Annotated in this window: 18 protein-coding genes; 12 read left to right on the top strand and 6 right to left on the bottom strand. The window is 70.3% G+C overall.

Annotation, left to right across the window (positions count from 1 at the left end; all coding sequences use genetic code 11):
- Positions 1-14: 14 nt before the first annotated feature.
- From HHX31_RS02460 to HHX31_RS02445, 4 genes are all read left to right on the top strand, one after another.
- Positions 15-248 carry a hypothetical protein gene (locus tag HHX31_RS02460; RefSeq protein WP_169944588.1) on the top strand — a complete coding sequence of 78 codons (234 nt, stop codon included), beginning with the start codon at positions 15-17 and terminating at the stop codon, positions 246-248.
- Positions 249-383: 135 nt separating this feature from the next.
- Complete coding sequence (gene lipA / locus HHX31_RS02455; protein ID WP_169944587.1) at positions 384-1,325, top strand: lipoyl synthase; 942 nt, start codon at positions 384-386, stop codon at positions 1,323-1,325.
- 29 nt (positions 1,326-1,354) lie between these two features.
- Positions 1,355-2,026, top strand: coding sequence for a DUF4191 domain-containing protein (locus tag HHX31_RS02450; protein ID WP_169944586.1), 672 nt, complete (start codon positions 1,355-1,357; stop codon positions 2,024-2,026).
- Positions 2,027-2,030: 4 nt separating this feature from the next.
- On the top strand, positions 2,031-2,828 hold the full coding sequence (locus tag HHX31_RS02445) for a class I SAM-dependent methyltransferase (protein ID WP_169944585.1): 798 nt from the start codon (positions 2,031-2,033) through the stop codon (positions 2,826-2,828).
- Between the two features lie 16 nt (positions 2,829-2,844).
- Here HHX31_RS02445 and HHX31_RS02440 read toward each other — a convergent pair whose 3' ends face one another.
- The 4 genes from HHX31_RS02440 to HHX31_RS02425 all read right to left on the bottom strand — a co-directional run bounded on the left by HHX31_RS02440 (position 2,845) and on the right by HHX31_RS02425 (position 5,753).
- A complete protein-coding gene (locus HHX31_RS02440; RefSeq protein ID WP_169944584.1) occupies positions 2,845-4,131 on the bottom strand; it encodes an SLC13 family permease in 1,287 nt (428 codons plus the stop codon).
- Between the two features lie 210 nt (positions 4,132-4,341).
- A complete protein-coding gene (locus tag HHX31_RS02435; protein ID WP_311931223.1) occupies positions 4,342-4,764 on the bottom strand; it encodes a CBS domain-containing protein in 423 nt (140 codons plus the stop codon).
- Positions 4,765-4,844: 80 nt separating this feature from the next.
- Positions 4,845-5,120 carry a hypothetical protein gene (locus HHX31_RS02430; protein WP_169944582.1) on the bottom strand — a complete coding sequence of 92 codons (276 nt, stop codon included), beginning with the start codon at positions 5,118-5,120 and terminating at the stop codon, positions 4,845-4,847.
- A gap of 33 nt (positions 5,121-5,153) precedes the next feature.
- Positions 5,154-5,753 (bottom strand): SPFH domain-containing protein, encoded by a 600-nt coding sequence (locus HHX31_RS02425; protein ID WP_169944580.1) that lies wholly within the window; start codon positions 5,751-5,753, stop codon positions 5,154-5,156.
- A gap of 171 nt (positions 5,754-5,924) precedes the next feature.
- Between HHX31_RS02425 and HHX31_RS02420 the strand changes: the two genes are divergently transcribed.
- Both HHX31_RS02420 and HHX31_RS02415 read left to right on the top strand, forming a co-directional pair.
- Entirely contained in the window at positions 5,925-6,941 is a 1,017-nt protein-coding gene (locus HHX31_RS02420; protein ID WP_311931219.1) for a histidine kinase, read from the top strand.
- A gap of 3 nt (positions 6,942-6,944) precedes the next feature.
- Entirely contained in the window at positions 6,945-7,601 is a 657-nt protein-coding gene (locus HHX31_RS02415; protein WP_169944579.1) for a response regulator transcription factor, read from the top strand.
- 41 nt (positions 7,602-7,642) lie between these two features.
- Here the strand turns inward: HHX31_RS02415 and HHX31_RS02410 are convergent, their stop codons facing one another.
- Positions 7,643-8,104, bottom strand: a complete 462-nt coding sequence (locus HHX31_RS02410; RefSeq protein WP_169944577.1) for an RDD family protein — start codon at positions 8,102-8,104, stop codon at positions 7,643-7,645.
- 130 nt (positions 8,105-8,234) lie between these two features.
- Between HHX31_RS02410 and HHX31_RS02405 the strand changes: the two genes are divergently transcribed.
- From HHX31_RS02405 to HHX31_RS02385, 5 genes are all read left to right on the top strand, one after another.
- Positions 8,235-9,293, top strand: coding sequence for a hypothetical protein (locus tag HHX31_RS02405; RefSeq protein WP_169944576.1), 1,059 nt, complete (start codon positions 8,235-8,237; stop codon positions 9,291-9,293).
- A 170-nt stretch (positions 9,294-9,463) separates the two neighbouring features.
- On the top strand, positions 9,464-10,888 hold the full coding sequence (glnA, locus tag HHX31_RS02400; protein WP_169944575.1) for a type I glutamate--ammonia ligase: 1,425 nt from the start codon (positions 9,464-9,466) through the stop codon (positions 10,886-10,888).
- Between the two features lie 263 nt (positions 10,889-11,151).
- The gene (locus HHX31_RS02395; RefSeq protein WP_169944574.1) at positions 11,152-11,793 is read left to right on the top strand and encodes a dihydrofolate reductase family protein; all 642 of its coding nucleotides are present in this window, start codon (positions 11,152-11,154) and stop codon (positions 11,791-11,793) included.
- A gap of 316 nt (positions 11,794-12,109) precedes the next feature.
- On the top strand, positions 12,110-12,421 hold the full coding sequence (locus HHX31_RS02390; protein ID WP_169944573.1) for a DUF6247 family protein: 312 nt from the start codon (positions 12,110-12,112) through the stop codon (positions 12,419-12,421).
- A gap of 15 nt (positions 12,422-12,436) precedes the next feature.
- The gene (locus HHX31_RS02385) at positions 12,437-12,664 is read left to right on the top strand and encodes a hypothetical protein (RefSeq protein ID WP_169944572.1); all 228 of its coding nucleotides are present in this window, start codon (positions 12,437-12,439) and stop codon (positions 12,662-12,664) included.
- A gap of 225 nt (positions 12,665-12,889) precedes the next feature.
- Here the strand turns inward: HHX31_RS02385 and HHX31_RS02380 are convergent, their stop codons facing one another.
- Entirely contained in the window at positions 12,890-14,143 is a 1,254-nt protein-coding gene (locus HHX31_RS02380) for an MFS transporter (protein ID WP_211589159.1), read from the bottom strand.
- Positions 14,144-14,226: 83 nt separating this feature from the next.
- Here HHX31_RS02380 and HHX31_RS02375 point away from each other — a divergent pair, with 83 nt between their 5' ends.
- Positions 14,227-15,096 (top strand): LysR family transcriptional regulator, encoded by an 870-nt coding sequence (locus HHX31_RS02375; RefSeq protein WP_169944571.1) that lies wholly within the window; start codon positions 14,227-14,229, stop codon positions 15,094-15,096.
- Positions 15,097-15,151 lie beyond the last annotated feature (55 nt).

The raw sequence follows: 15,151 nt of genomic DNA, 5'->3' as shown, positions 1-15,151 counted from the left end.
ACCCTACTGCAAACTTGCAATCAATTTCATTTTGGGACGGCCGGCTGCCGGACGGCGCGGAGGAGGCCACCGCCGGACAGACCGCCTGGCAGGCGGAGCCACCGACGGCGCTGCGGGCCGTGCTCCTCGAATCGGCCGGCGTCGGCGAGGGCTCGGTGGGCCTCGGCTCCGGCGAGTCCGGCCGGATCGACGCCGAGCTGTCCCGTCACCTCGCCCGCACGGTCCGGGAGCTGTCCCGGATCACCTGAAGGCAGGTAATAAGCTGGGTTCGTGAACGAGCGTTCCGACAGGCACGCAGGCCCGCGTACGACGCCGGGCCCCGTGCCCCCGCTCGGACCCCGGGCCCGCGGACCGCTGCCGCGGAGTGCTGCGAAGGATGTCGCATGACCGTCGCTCCTGAAGGCCGAAAGCTCCTCCGCCTGGAGGTGCGCAACAGCCAGACCCCCATCGAGAAGAAGCCGCCGTGGATCAAGACGCGGCTGCGCAACGGCCCCAACTTCAACGAGATCAAGTCGTTGGTGAAGGGCGCGGGGCTGCACACGGTGTGCCAGGAGGCGGGCTGTCCCAACATCTCCGAATGCTGGGAGGACCGCGAGGCGACCTTCCTCATCGGCGGCGACCAGTGCACGCGGCGCTGCGACTTCTGCCAGATCGACACGGGCAAGCCCGCCGAGTACGACAGGGACGAGCCGCGCCGCGTCGCCGAGTCCGTCCGCCAGATGGGCCTGCGCTACGCCACGGTGACCGGCGTCGCCCGTGACGACCTGCCCGACGGCGGCTCCTGGCTGTACGCGGAGACCGCCCGGCAGATCCACGAGATGGTGCCCGGCTGCGGCGTCGAACTGCTGGTGCCGGACTTCAACGGCGACCGCGGCCAGCTCGAGGATGTCTTCTCCAGCAGGCCCGAGGTCTTCGCGCACAACATCGAGACCGTGCCCCGGATCTTCAAGCGGATCCGCCCAGCGTTCCGCTACGAGCGCTCGCTCGCGGTCATCTCCATGGCCCGCGCGGCGGGGCTCGTCACCAAGTCGAACCTCATCCTCGGCATGGGCGAGGAGCGCGAGGAGATCACCCAGGCGCTGCGCGACCTCCACGAGGCCGGCTGCGACCTGGTGACGATCACCCAGTATCTGCGTCCCAGCCAGCGTCACCACCCCGTGGACCGCTGGGTGAAGCCCGAGGAGTTCGTGGAGCTCCAGCGGGAGGCCGAGGAGATCGGCTTCTCCGGTGTCATGTCCGGCCCGCTGGTGCGCTCGTCCTACCGGGCCGGCCGCCTGTACCAGCAGGCCGTCGCCGCCCGCGTTGGCGAGTCTCGTTTTCATTAAGTCAGCTCGGCGTTTGTATCCTTCACACCATGGCGAAAGACGCAGCGTCTCCGGGACGCCTCAAGCAGCTCCGGATGGTCGCGAAGATCATTCAGCAGGCGAACCCCAAGGGCATGCCGATCGTCTACGCGTCGGCTCTGGGCACGCTCGTCCTGTTCGTCGTGCTGGGTGTGATCTTCAGCTGGACATGGATCGTGTTCGGCCTCTTCGCGGCCGTACTGGTCGGGATGATCATCTTCAGCCGCATGGCGCAGAAGTCGCAGTACACGCTGCTGCACGGACAGCCGGGGGCGACGTACGCGATCCTGCAGAGCATGCGCGGCAACTGGTACGTCGAGGAGAAGCCGGTCGCGGTCAACCGCGACCAGGACCTCGTCTTCCGGATCGTCGGATACCCGGGGGTCATCCTGGTCTCCGAGGGCCCGCCCAACCGGGTGCAGCGCATGCTCATCGCGGAGAAGAAGCGCGTGCAGAGGGTCGCGGTCGACGTGCCCGTGTACGACGTGCAGTGCGGTGACGCGGAGGGCCAGGTGCCCCTGGCCAAGCTGCAGCGGCACATGATGAAGCTGCCGCGCAACCTGAAGAAGGGCGCGGTGTCCGAGGTCAACAACCGGATGCGCGCCCTCACCCCCGCCGTCCCGATGCCGAAGGGCCCCATCCCCAAGGGCGCCCGGATGCCGCGCGGCCCCAAGATGCGCTGACGACGTGGACCGCGTGGGCAGGCGGCCGATCTCCCGGTCGCAGACCTCCCGGGCCAACCGGGCCTGGTGGGACGGCGCGGCCGACGAGTACCAGGCGGAGCACGGCGGCTTCCTGCGCGACGACGGCTTCGTGTGGTGTCCAGAAGGGCTCGACGAGGCCGACGCGGGCCTGCTGGGCGACGTGGCGGGCCGCCGGGTCCTGGAGATCGGCTGCGGCGCCGGGCAGTGCGGCAGGTGGCTGCTGACGCGGGGCGCCACGGTCGCCGGGGTCGACCTCTCCCACCGGCAGTTGCGCCACTCCCAGCGGATCGACACGCACGCGGGGGTGTCGCTGCCCGTCGTCCAGGCCGACGCCGAGACGCTGCCGTTCGCGGACCGGTCGTTCGACCTCGTGTGCTCGGCCTACGGCGCGCTGCCGTTCGTCGCGGACGCCGGGGCGGTGCTGTCCGAGGTGCGCCGCGTGCTGCGGCCGGGCGGCCGGTTCGTCTTCTCCGTCAGCCACCCCGTCCGGTGGGCCTTTCCCGACGATCCCGGCCCGCGCGGCCTGACCGCCGACCGCCCCTACTTCGACCGGTCGCCGTACGTGGAGTTCGACGAGGACGGCGAGCCGTCGTACGTGGAGCACCACAGGACGATGGGCGACTGGGTCGGCCTGATCTCCTCTTCCGGGCTCGTCCTGACCGGGCTGACCGAGCCGGAATGGCCGCTGGACCACGACCGGGCCTGGGGCGGCTGGAGCCCGCTGCGCGGCCGGCTGCTGCCGGGCACGGCGATCTTCCAGTGCGCCAGGCCCGCGTCGTAGGTCCCGGCATTCTGCGTCAGAGGAAGTAACGCAGCCAGACGTACACCCAGGCCATCGCGATGCTCAGCGCGGTGACGAGGGCGCCGTACTTGGTGAACTGCCAGAAGCCGATGCGGTGGCCGGTGCGCGCGGCGATGCCGATGGCGACGACGTTGGCGCTCGCCGCCACCGCGGTGCCGTTGCCGCTGAAGTCGGCCCCCAGGGCGAAGGACCACCACAGCGCCTGCCCCGTCTGCGGGTTCGGGGCCTGGGCGACCATCTCCTCGACGACCGGCACCATCGTGGCGACGTAGGGGATGTTGTCGAAGAACGCGCCGAGCACGCCGGAGCCGAACAGCAGCGCCGTGGCCGCGAGGAAGTAGTTCTCGCCGACGGCGCCGACGGCCCAGCCGCCGATCGTCGAGATGACACCGGTGTTCACCAGGCCGGCGACCATCACGAACAGGCCCATGAAGAAGACCAGGGTGCCCCACTCGACCTCACGCAGGACGTCGGACACGTCGGTGCGGGACACCAGCAGCATCACCCCGGCGCCCACCAGGGCGACGATGGACGGCTCCACGTGCACCACGGCGTGCAGGCAGAACCCCGCGACGACCCCGGCGAGCACGATCATGCACCGCACGAGCAGGCGCGGGTCGGTGATCGCCCGCCGCTCCTGCAGCGCCATCACCGCCGCGACCCTTTCGGGTTCGTAGCGGAAGGACTTGCGGAAGAGCACCCGGGTGAGCAGCACGAACACCACGAAGATGACGACCACGATCGGCGCCATGTGGACCAGGAAGTCGACGAACGTCAACCCGGCGCGGCTGCCGATGATGATGTTGGGCGGGTCGCCGATGAGGGTCGCCGCCCCGCCGATGTTGGACGCGAGGACCTCGGCGATCAGGTACGGCTGGGCGGGGACGCGGAGCCGGTCGCAGACCACCACGGTGACCGGCGCGACGAGCATGATCGTCGTGACGTTGTCGAGGAACGGCGAGGCGACCGCGGTGATCACCATCAGCATGACCATCAGCCGGTACGGCCGGCCCTGCGATTTCTTCGCCGCCCAGATGGCGAGATAGTCGAAGACTCCTGTCTGTTTGACGATGCCGACGATGATCATCATGCCGAACAGCAGAAAGATGACGTTCCAGTCGATCCCGGCGGTCTCCGAGAAGAACACCTCGTCGCCGGGGATCAGCCCAAGGACGGCCATCGCCCCCGCGGCGATGAGGACCACCTTGACCTTGTGGACCTTCTCCGAGGCGATGAAGATGAAGGCCACCAGGAAGATCGTGAATGAGACGACCGCGCTCACGTCCGGCGCCCCGGGGGTCCGGCGATGAGCCTACGGCGGGCGGAGTTCAGCCACGGCGCCCCTGTGGGACGGCGCCGTGGCGACGGCATGGTGAAGCGGTGAATGGTGGAACCTCCGGATCATGAAAATGCCGCAGGACGCGGCGCGAAAGGACGCGACGCCTCCGCGGCCGGCAAGGGTGCGGGGTGACCCGCGGCGCACGCGGGGTGGTCACTCCCCCGGCGGGACGAGCACCAGGCTGGTGAGAAGCCGTTCCAGGGTGATCGCCCCGGCCAGGGTGCCGTCGCTCTCGACGACCGCGGCGATGGGGCTGCGGACCCGCGACATGAGGGCGGCCACCTCGAGCAGGGTCGCGTCGAGGCGCACCGTCACCGGCTTGGGCGGCTGGGGCGGCAGACAGTCGCCCACCGTTATGCCGGCCAGTTCCTGCCAGAAGCGGTCGGCGTGGGCCTCGTCGATCGCCCGGGCGAGCGCCGGGTCCTCCTGGAAGGCCCCGGGCACCATGAGACGCAGAACCTGCGTGCCGGGAAGCACCCATCCCGGCCGTCTTCTGTCGTCGACCACGATCAGTCCGGGCATCCGGTTCAACGCCATGATCCGTACGGCCCGGGCGACGGAATCGTGGAGGGTCACTGTCGGCAGGTTCACAACGACATCGCGTGCTTGCATCAGGTCATCACATCGATCGGGGAGGCAGTCGATTCCGGTTCTGGTCACCGAGCCGCCTCCACGAACTCGGCGAAGCGGCGTTCCAGGTAGGCGATCCGGTCGAGGACGGGCCTGCTGTGCAGGATGTCCGCGAGCTCGTCGGCCTCGCCCTGGTCCAGGGTGATCGTCTGGAGCGGCGTGTCGGGGTCGGCGGAGTCGTAGACGAGAATCCGACGGCCGCCGGCCTTCTCCACGAGCACGCCGAAGCGCTGTCCGTCGCGCGTGACGAACTGGTGCACCACGGTCGAGACGCCGGGCAGAGTGGCTCGAGTCACGTCCATCTCAAGTACCTCCGATCGGTGGCAGGGCCTGGGTCAGCACCTCGTACACGCCTCCTCCGCGCGGGCCGAGTGGCCCTTGGCCCAGCGGGCGAGGTCGGCCTTGCGCCGCCTCTCGACGCGGTGCAGGTCGACGACGGTCACCTCGACACCCCACTCGCGGGTGCGGCGGCTGACCCGCTCCGACAGGTCGCGCAGGCTCTCCCCGGTCGGCTGGGCCACCTCCACCAGGTCGCGTTCCGCGACGTGGGCGCGGATCTCCGCCTCGGTGGCCCTCAGGGTGGCCGACTCCGAGACGCCGGGATCCGACGCGTACGCGGCCGGATCCGGCACGGACGCCAGCGCGGTGCCGTTCAGGGTCACCGCGACGCCGTCCGCGGTCACGGCGTCGAGCCACAGCAGGTCGAGGAAGGCCGGGCCCGGCGGAACGCGTACGACGCGGCCGGCGCCCGGCAGCGCGGCGGCGACACCGGGCTCCTTCACCTTGGTGCGGCGGCCTGATGGGAACACCACCAGTCGATCTCCCTCCTTGACGACGCGGAGCACGGCGACGGCCGGCACGACCGGCGGCGCTCCGGCCGTCGCCGCCCACGCGCCGAGCGGCGGCGGCTGGGAACCGTGGTCTGCCGGCGTCATCGCGTCCCCCTTCCGTGCTTCGTCTCGCATGGTCCAGTCTTCGGAATCGGGCCCGCCGCCACCATTGGGTGCGGCACCCATATCCGGAGAGGTATGACATGTAGTGAGACCCAGACGATGGGAGACAGCCCGCATGGACACCCGGGCACGAGAACGAGCAGGCTGGGGGCCGTGAACGAGCGCACCGACCCGCGAACCGGCCGAGGAGCGGCGGTCCGGTTCCGGCGACCGGCCCGCGCCCTGTTCTGGCGGCTGTTCGTGATCAACGGACTGGTCTTCACCGTCGGGACGCTGGTGCTCGCGCTCTCCCCCGCCACCGTGTCCTCGCCGGTCCTGCTCACCGAGATACCGGTCCTGATCGTGGGACTCGCCCTGATCATCGCGGCCAACGCGCTGCTGATCCGCAAGAGCCTGGCCCCGCTGGACACGCTCACCACTCTCATGCGGCGGGTCGACCTGCTCAGGACGGGCGACCGGGTCACGGAGAGCGGCAACGGCGACCTCGACCAGGTGATCGGCACGTTCAACGAGATGCTCGAACGTCTCGAAGCCGAGCGCAGCGCCAGCAGCGCGTACGCGCTGGCCGCGCAGGAGGGGGAGAGACGGCGGATCGCGCGCGAACTGCACGACGAGATCGGCCAGAGCCTCACCGTCGCCCTGCTGTCGCTCAAACGCGTCGTCGACCGGGCCCCCGAGGATCTCAAGGAGGAGCTGTGCTCCGCCCAGGAGACGGTCCGCGCCAGCCTGGACGAGGTGCGGCAGGTCGCCAGACGGCTGCGGCCCGGGGTCCTGGAGGACCTCGGTCTGCACAGTGCGCTGAGCGCGCTGAGCAGCGACTTCTCGCAGGCGAGCGAGATCGCCATCACTCGTGAGGTCGATCCAGCCCTGCCCGCTCTCAGCGACGAGGTCGAGCTCGTCCTCTACCGGATCGCGCAGGAGGGACTGACGAACGTGGCCAGGCACTCGCAAGCCCGACGTGTGCAACTGTCGCTCACCCACAAGAGGGGACAGCTCACGCTCCGCATCGCCGACGACGGGTGCGGGGGCGTGCAGAAGGAGGGCGCGGGGATCCGCGGCATGCGCGAGCGAGCCCTGCTCATCGGCGCCCGGCTGACGATCGAGTCCCCACCAGGCGGCGGCACGGACGTGCGTCTGGTCGTACCCCCACACGCGGTGAAGGAGAACTGATCCGTGGAGAGCCGAAGAACCCGCATCCTGCTCGCGGACGACCACGCCCTGGTCCGGCGCGGGCTGCGGCTGATCCTCGACGCGGAGCCCGATCTCATGGTGGTCGCCGAGGCCGCCGACGGCGCCGAGGCGGTCGAGGCCGCCCGGTCCGAAGAGGTCGACCTCGCCATCCTCGACATCGCCATGCCCCGCATGACCGGGATCCAGGCGGCCCGCGAGATCTCACGGAGCGCGCCCCACGTCCGGATCCTGATCCTGTCGATGTACGACAACGAGCAGTACTTCTTCGAGGCGCTGAAGGCCGGCGCATCCGGCTACGTGCTCAAGTCGGTCGCCGACCAGGACCTCCTCGAGGCCTGCCGCGCGGCGATGCGCGGGGAGCCCTTCCTCTACCCGGGCGCGGTGACCGCCCTCATCCGCGACTACCTCCAGCGCGCCCGGCAGGGCGAGCGCATGCCGGAAAGCATCCTCACGCCCCGGGAGGAGGAGATCGTCAAGCTCATCGCCGAGGGGAACTCGGCCAAAGAGATCGCGGAGACGCTCTTCATCAGCGTGAAGACCGTGGACAGGCACCGCGCGAACATCCTGCAGAAGCTGGGGATGCGCGACCGGCTGGAGCTGACCCGTTACGCCATCCGCGCCGGCCTCGTCGAACCCTGACCGCGGCCTCCCGCCGTGTCAGAGGCCGGCCAGAGGTGTCGTCAGAGGTTGACCACGACCGTGCCGGCCGCGCGGTCGTGCAGGCCGCGCCGGTCGCGGTCCCAGATGAGCGCGGGCACGGCGAGGCAGAGCAGCAGCGTGCGGACCAGCACGCCGAGGAAGCGTGGCCGCCCGCCGTCGAGCGCGGCCACGCGGATGCCGAACAGGCGCATGCCCAGCGTCATGCCGATCGTGCCGACGAGGAGGACGTACTCGGCGGCGAAGACCGCGAGGCCGACCGTGCCGAGATCGTTGCCCTGGACGCGCAGCAGGCCGCCCGCGACGGCCCAGGTGCACAGCAGCCAGTCGACGAGGACGGCGCCGATCCTGCGGCCCCACCCGGCGACGGCCCCTCGCCCCTGCTCCGGCAGGCCGAGGCGCTCCCCGGGGTAGCCCAGGTCCACCCCGGCGGCCCGCTGGCCCCCGATCCAGGTCTGCGTCCAACGCGGCTGCCGGTCACTCATGGTTTCCCAGCGTATCGGGGAGGGTCACCGGTCTGGCGCCCGGCCGCGAAGCCGGACATCATGAGCAGGCCCGTGGCAGAAATGCCCTGTATGGTAAATCGTTACCGACCTGAGCGCCTTGGAGGGAACCGTGCGGCCCGCGGACCCCGATGACATCGACGCGCGCTTCGAGGCGCTGGTCGCGCAGTTCGACGAGGACGAGATCCGGCGGATGACCGCCGCGGCCCGGACGTCCCCTCTCCCCCCGGCACGGCGGCGCCGCCCGGTCGTGGCGGCGGCGGTCGCGGGCCTGGTCGTGTTCCTGGGACTCGTCGTGGTCCTGCGGCCCGACGTCCTGGAGAGGCTCGGCGTCGTCCGTCCGTCCGCCTCGGGAGGCGAGGACGTGGTCGTCTCCGGCCCGGTGGTCGCCCGGCCCGGGCCAGTGCTCACCCCGATTCCGGACGGCGAGGAGGGCCTGTTCGACCACGCGCCCGTCCCCGCGCTGTCCCCCTTCGCCGGCACCCCCGCCGCCGCGTACGCGGACGGCGAGCAGGGACTGGTCATGCCCGCGGCGCGCACGCTGGGCGGGCTCACCGAGGACGAGGTCGGCCAGGCCCTGCGGCGCGTACGGCGCCTGCTGTCGGCCGCGCACCTCGACCCGGCCACAGTGCGGGGCGAGCGACCCGAGGCGTTCGCGCGTCTGCTGCACCCGCGGCAGCGCGAGGCGTTCCTGCGGCACCTGGACGACGGCGGTCCCGCCGGCACCAGGTCCTGGCTGTTCAGCCTCGCACCCGACGCGGCCGAGCCGGTCGGGGACGTCGTGAAGGTCTCCGGCGAGACGGCGCTCGCCAAGAGGACCGGCGGAGGCGTCACGATCACGACGGACTATCTGTTCGTCCACCCGGTGAGCCGCCCCGGCGCGCCCTCCGACATGACGAGGGTCGTCGAGCACGACAGGCGCGAATTCTCCGCCTACCGGGAGGACGGCGAGATCGTCGTCTGGCTGAGTGCGGTCGATTCGACCCTATTTGGTGCTAATTGTGAGATGGACGACGGTTTTGTTCATCCGCGATTTCCCGGCGATCCGCAGGGAGCGCGTCCGTCCGGCGAGCCCGTCGATCCGTACGACCGCGTCTCCGCCGCCTCACCGGTCTCGGCGTTCTCCAGAGTTTCCGGCAGGCTGCGCTGTCCGGCCGCGTTAGGCACCTGACCTGCGACAAAGCCGTACCATGGGGGTGGGGAACGGTCAACCGGGGTTGTCAGCGCGACCGCCTGGGCAGCGCTTTCCCTTAACACGCGCGAAACAATCGAGACATGGGGCGGAAACGGCATCGGCCTATTTTCGGGTTGCGCTAGCCCATGCCCCTGGGAGGTTCGAGAGTGTTCAACTCCGCCGATGACGTCCTTAATTTCATCCGGGACGAGGGTGTGCAGTTCGTTGACGTCAGGTTCACGGACCTGCCTGGGACGACGCACCACTTCACCTTCCCGTCTGAGAACTTCGGTTCGAATGTCTTCACCGACGGCCTGATGTTCGACGGATCGTCGATCCGTGGTTTCCAGGCCATCCACGAGTCGGACATGCTGCTGCTGCCCGACCCCACGACGGCCGTGCTCGACCCGTTCCGTCAGCACAAGACGCTGAACATCAACTTCTTCGTGCACGACCCGCTGACCGGCGAGGCCTACAGCCGTGACCCGCGCAACGTCGCCCGCAAGGCCGAGGAGTACCTGAAGGGCACCGGCATCGCGGACACCGTCTACTTCGGTCCCGAGGCCGAGTTCTACATCTTCGACGACGTCCGCTTCGAGACGCGGCAGAACGCCGGCTACTACTACATCGACTCCATCGAGGGCGCCTGGAACACCGGCAAGGCCTCCGAGGGCGGCAACCTGGGTTACAAGCCCCGCTACAAGGGCGGCTACTTCCCGGTCCCGCCGATGGACCACTTCACCGACCTGCGCTCCGAGATGGTCCGCAACCTCATCGAGGCCGGCATCGAGACCGAGATGCAGCACCACGAGGTGGGCACCGCCGGCCAGGCCGAGATCGACTTCCGGTTCGGCACGCTGCTCCAGACGGCCGACAAGCTGATGCTGTACAAGTACATCATCAAGAGCACGGCCATCCAGGCGGGCCGTACGGTCACGTTCATGCCCAAGCCGATCTTCGGTGACAACGGCTCCGGCATGCACTGCCACCAGTCCCTCTGGAAGGACGGCGAGCCGCTGTTCTACGACGAGGTCGGCTACGCCGGTCTGTCGGACACCGCGCGCTACTACATCGGCGGCCTGCTCAAGCACGCCCCGTCGCTGCTGGCCTTCACCAACCCGACGGTGAACTCCTACCACCGCCTGGTGCCCGGCTACGAGGCTCCGGTCAACCTGGTCTACTCCCAGCGCAACCGCTCGGCCTGCGTACGCATCCCGATCACGGGCTCGAACCCGAAGGCCAAGCGCATCGAGTTCCGCGTGCCGGACCCGTCCTGCAACCCGTACTTCGCCTTCGCCGCCATGCTCATGGCCGGCATCGACGGCATCCGCAACAAGATCGAGCCGCCGGAGCCGGTCGACAAGGACCTGTACGAGCTCCCGCCGGAGGAGGCCCGCAACATCCCGCAGGTGCCGGGCTCGCTGGAGAAGGTGCTCGACGCTCTCGAGGCCGACCACGACTACCTGCTTGAGGGCGGCGTCTTCACGCCGGACCTCATCGAGACGTGGATCTCCTACAAGCGCGAGAACGAGGTCGACCCGATCCGTCTCCGCCCGCACCCGCACGAGTTCGAGCTCTACTACGACGTGTGATCCGCTGAGCGGTCGCCCTGGACGGGAGCCTCCGTCCAGGGCACGTCCAGGGACGCGCGTCCACAGAAAGGCCATCGACCGGCACCACACCCAAGGCCGGTCGATGGCCTTTCGCATGCGCCCGCCGGTCGTCCGAACACGGGCTCACAGGCTGCTGGAGTGGGTGGACAGGGGCCGCGGTCCTCGACGATCATTCGGAGGGTTCGCGCCCGGACGGTGGTCCGTGCTCGTCGCCGGCGCTCCGGAAGACCATGAGGAGGATCATGGGCACCATCCACATCGACCTGTTCGCGACGCTCGACCTCGTCGGCCAGGCGCCGGGTGATCCCGAGGAGGACCCTGACGGCTTTCCGTTCGGGGGATGGCAGGCGCCCGTGTGGGACGAGACGGTCGACCGGCACGTCGGCGCCGGGATGCAGAACATGGACGCCCTCCTCCTGGGCCGCAAGACGTACGACATCTTCGCCGCGTTCTGGCCGGACCAGGCCGACGGCGCCGACGGCGAGATCGCCGCACTGCTCAACGGCGTCCCGAAGTACGTCGCCTCGCGAGGCACCCCGAACCTCACCTGGGCAGGCTCGACGCACCTGGGACCCGACCTGGTGAGCGCGGTGCGCGAACTGCGTGACAGGCACGAGCACATCCACGTGATCGGCAGCCTGAACCTGGTGCAGACCCTCCTGCGCGAGCGCCTCTTCGACCGGCTCGATCTGTGGATCTTCCCTCTCGTGCTCGGTGTCGGCAAGAAGGTGTTCGACGGCGGCACGGTGCCCGCCAACCTGGTGCTCCTCGAACCACCCGTCACCTCGCCCAAAGGCGCCGTGCTCCTTCGTTACGGCCTCGGCGCGGGTGTCCCCGGCGCCGGGGACATGCGGCGTGAGGACCGCGGCGTCGGTTCCGGCTGAGCATCGCGCCCCCGGCGGGTGTCGCTCCGCTAGGACTCCTCCGGGTCGAGAAAGCGCTCGGGTGGATCGGTCGTCGCCCCGGCCAGATCCGCAGGTAGGGGTCATACCTGGATGAGGCCGGCGGACTGGGCCGGAGTTTCGGCATATCCGCCGGGGCCCTTGTCCACGGACCCTGTGCGGGCTGGGGCCGCCGACTCCGGGAGACGTTCCACTTCCAAGGAAGTGGAACAGGCATCCTGGGAGTGCCGCGTTCTGCCCGGCCCGCTCGATAAGCTGAGATGGCACAAGGTGGCCGGGCAGGAGGTAAGGCGTCGTCATGACCGTCCAGCGGCACGACAGTCCCCATCCGCCGATCGAGCGAACCTTCACCGCCGTGCGCGCGGCCCTGCCCTCGGCCAACGTCGCCGCGTTCGACGCCGAGCTCGAAGAGATCACCCACGCGCCCGTCGTCAACCTGGCGGCGCTGGATGACTTCCTGTCCTCGTGGTGGCGCATCGCCACCCGTGCCACCGCTGATCCGTCCGACTGGCACCGGATGCACCGAGAGGCCGAGCAACTGCGGTCTGGTGCGCGTACGGCAGGCCCGACACTGGCCGAGGTACTCGCCCGCCGCGGAGTCCAGCGGTAGGTGTACACCATCCGGATGGGCAGCGACGTTGCCGAAGCCCAGATCGACGACCTGTCTGGCTCCGAGATCAATGTCCTACTGGAGATCTACGAAGTCCTCCAGCTGACTCCCTGTCATGGCCGCAAGCTCAGCCCGACCGGCAACATGTATGTCTGGGACTACAAAGACATCTCCGTGACCTATGTCCTGCTCGATCGGCAGGGTGAGGTCGCTGTGCTGCGCGTGGACCGTTTCCCTGTCTGAATCGCGCGTCACTGCCCGCTGGCCCCTGACCTGCGGTCTTGACCTGCGGAGACGCGCCTGCGCGAGGAGACCGGCTGATCGTCGAGCACGACGGCGACGTGCTGTTCCTGCTCGACACGCGCAGGATCCGGCAGATCGTCTTCGGCGGCAGGGTCGCGATGACAGCCGTTCCTGTTGAGCGGAGCGTAGCCAGCGCCACCGACAGACCCCGGACCTTGGCCTGGGTCACCGCTCCCCGCGACGTCGGGAGTGCCCCTCTCCCAGGGCGGGGGTCCTGCGCAGCAGGAGCGTGAGTGCGCCGGTCGCGGCGAGCAGGAGCACGGCGAGCGCGACCACGCCCGGCCACCCGGCGTCCGTCCAGGCGCGGCCCGCGAGGCTGCCGAAGACGGACGACCCGAGGTAGTAGGTGAACAGGTAGAGCGACGCGGCCTGACCCGTGGACACGCCGCCCGCGTACGCCCGGGCCGGGACCCATCCGCTCGCCACCCCGTGGACCGCGAAGAACCCGGCGGTGAACAGCGCGAGCCCGGCGACCACGACCGGCAGCGAGGACGACAGCGTGACCAGTGCGCCGGCCACGGCCAGCAGGCACGCCAGCGGCGTCACGGACCGGCGTCCGCGCGCGTCGGCCAGCCTGCCGAAGACCACGGAGCTGACGGAGCCGACGGGATAGACGAGGAACACCAGGCCCGCGGCGCCGACACCCAGGTCGAACGGCGCGCCCGCGAGCCGGAAGCCCAGGGCGTTGAAGACCGCGACCAGGGCGCCCATCGAGCACCCGCCGATGCCGTACAACGCCAGCAGCCCGCGGTCGGAAAGCGCCCGCAGGCTCCCCCGCAGGAGCGCTCGGACGCCCGGCGGGGCCGCGACGAAGCGCCGGGAGTCCGGAAGCAGCAGGCGTACGGTCAGGGCGCACAGGAGGCCGAGCACGGCGGCCGCGGCCAGGGCCCAGCGCCAGCCGGCGGCCTGGGCGACCCCGCCGGTCAGGAGGCGGCCCGCCATCCCGCCCAGCGCCGTGCCTCCGACGTACAGACCGGCGGCGCGGGCGTGCGTGGACGGATGCAGTTCCTCGCGCAGGTATGCGGTGGCGACGGCGGGGAGCCCGGCCAGCGTGACGCCCTGGAGCAGCCGCAGGACCATGAGCGCCGGCCAGCCGGGCGCCAGGGCGCACGCCACGGCGACGACGGCGGACGCCGTCAGGGACAGGTGGATCAGCCGGGTGCGTCCGGCGACGTCGGACAGCGGACCGGCCACCAGCAGCGCGACGCCGAGCCCGAGCGTGGTGAGCGACACGCTCAGCGTGCTCTCCGCGGTGGACACCCCGAACTGCGCGGCGAGTTCGGGCAGGATCGCCTGCGTGCTGTAGACCAGCGCGAAGGTCGCCACCCCGGCGGCGAACAGCGCCACGACGACGCGCCGGTATCCGGCGGTCCCCGGCAGGTGGCCTTCCACGGCATTGGCATCGAGAACAGCGGTCACTCCGACGACTGTGCACTTTCTGGCACTATGCGTCTAATGCGGAGAAAGGCCAGTTGTGATGCGTGATGCGTATGATGGCGGGCATGCTGCTCCGGGACCTGTCCTGGCTGGTCGCCCTCGCCGACCACCAGCATGTGACCGACACCGCCGCCGTTCTGCGCACCAGCCAACCCACGCTCTCGCGCGCCCTCGCCCGGGTCGAGGCCGAGCTCGGCGCCCGCCTGTTCGAACGCGCGCCGGACGGCGTGCACCTGACGCCCAACGGGGCGGTAGTGGTGGCGGCGGCGCGCGACCTCAGCGCACGCTACGAGCAGCTCCTCGCCGAGCTCCGCAGCCTGCTCGACCCGGACACCGGTGTGGTGCGCCTGGCCTTCCTCGACTCCATCGCCACCTCTCTGGTCCCCCGGCTGCTGCGCTCCTTCCACGAGCACGCGCCCCGGATGCGGATCCTGCTGCGTCAGGAGCCGGCGCACGAGATCGTGCGGGACCTGCGCACGGGCGCCGCCGATCTCGCGATCGTGTCCCCGCGCCCGCCCGGCGACTTCGGCTGGCACCCCCTGCAGGAGGAGCGGCTGGTGCTCGTCGTGCCGCCGAGCCACCGGCTCCGCGGCCGGAGGGAGGTGGAGTTGCGGGAGCTGGCGGACGAGGAGCTCGTCACCACGCCGGTCGGCTTCGGCTACCGGGCCCTGGTGGACGCGCTGCTGCGCGACGCCGGGGTGTCCCCCGCGGTCTCCTTCGAGAGCCAGGACCTCGCGACCATCGAGGGCCTGGTCGCGGCCGGGCTCGGCGTGGCCGTCGTCCCCGAGCCCTTCGCGGGCCAGTCAGGCACCGTCGGCGTCCGCATCGCGGCGGAGGCCGCCAAGCGCACCATCGGCCTCACGTGGCGCACCGACCAAGCCCTGGCCGCCCCCGCCGTACGCTTCCGCGACTTCGTCACGGCCGCCCGGCGCTGACCGCTCCGCGCGAGACTCCGTGCCGCGCTCCGGCTGGGCACTCCCGATGTGGACG

Origin of the sequence: Microbispora sp. H11081 (assembly GCF_012999535.1) — a bacterium.
Lineage (GTDB): Bacteria > Actinomycetota > Actinomycetes > Streptosporangiales > Streptosporangiaceae > Microbispora.
This window is presented reverse-complemented; position numbering and strand designations above follow the sequence as displayed.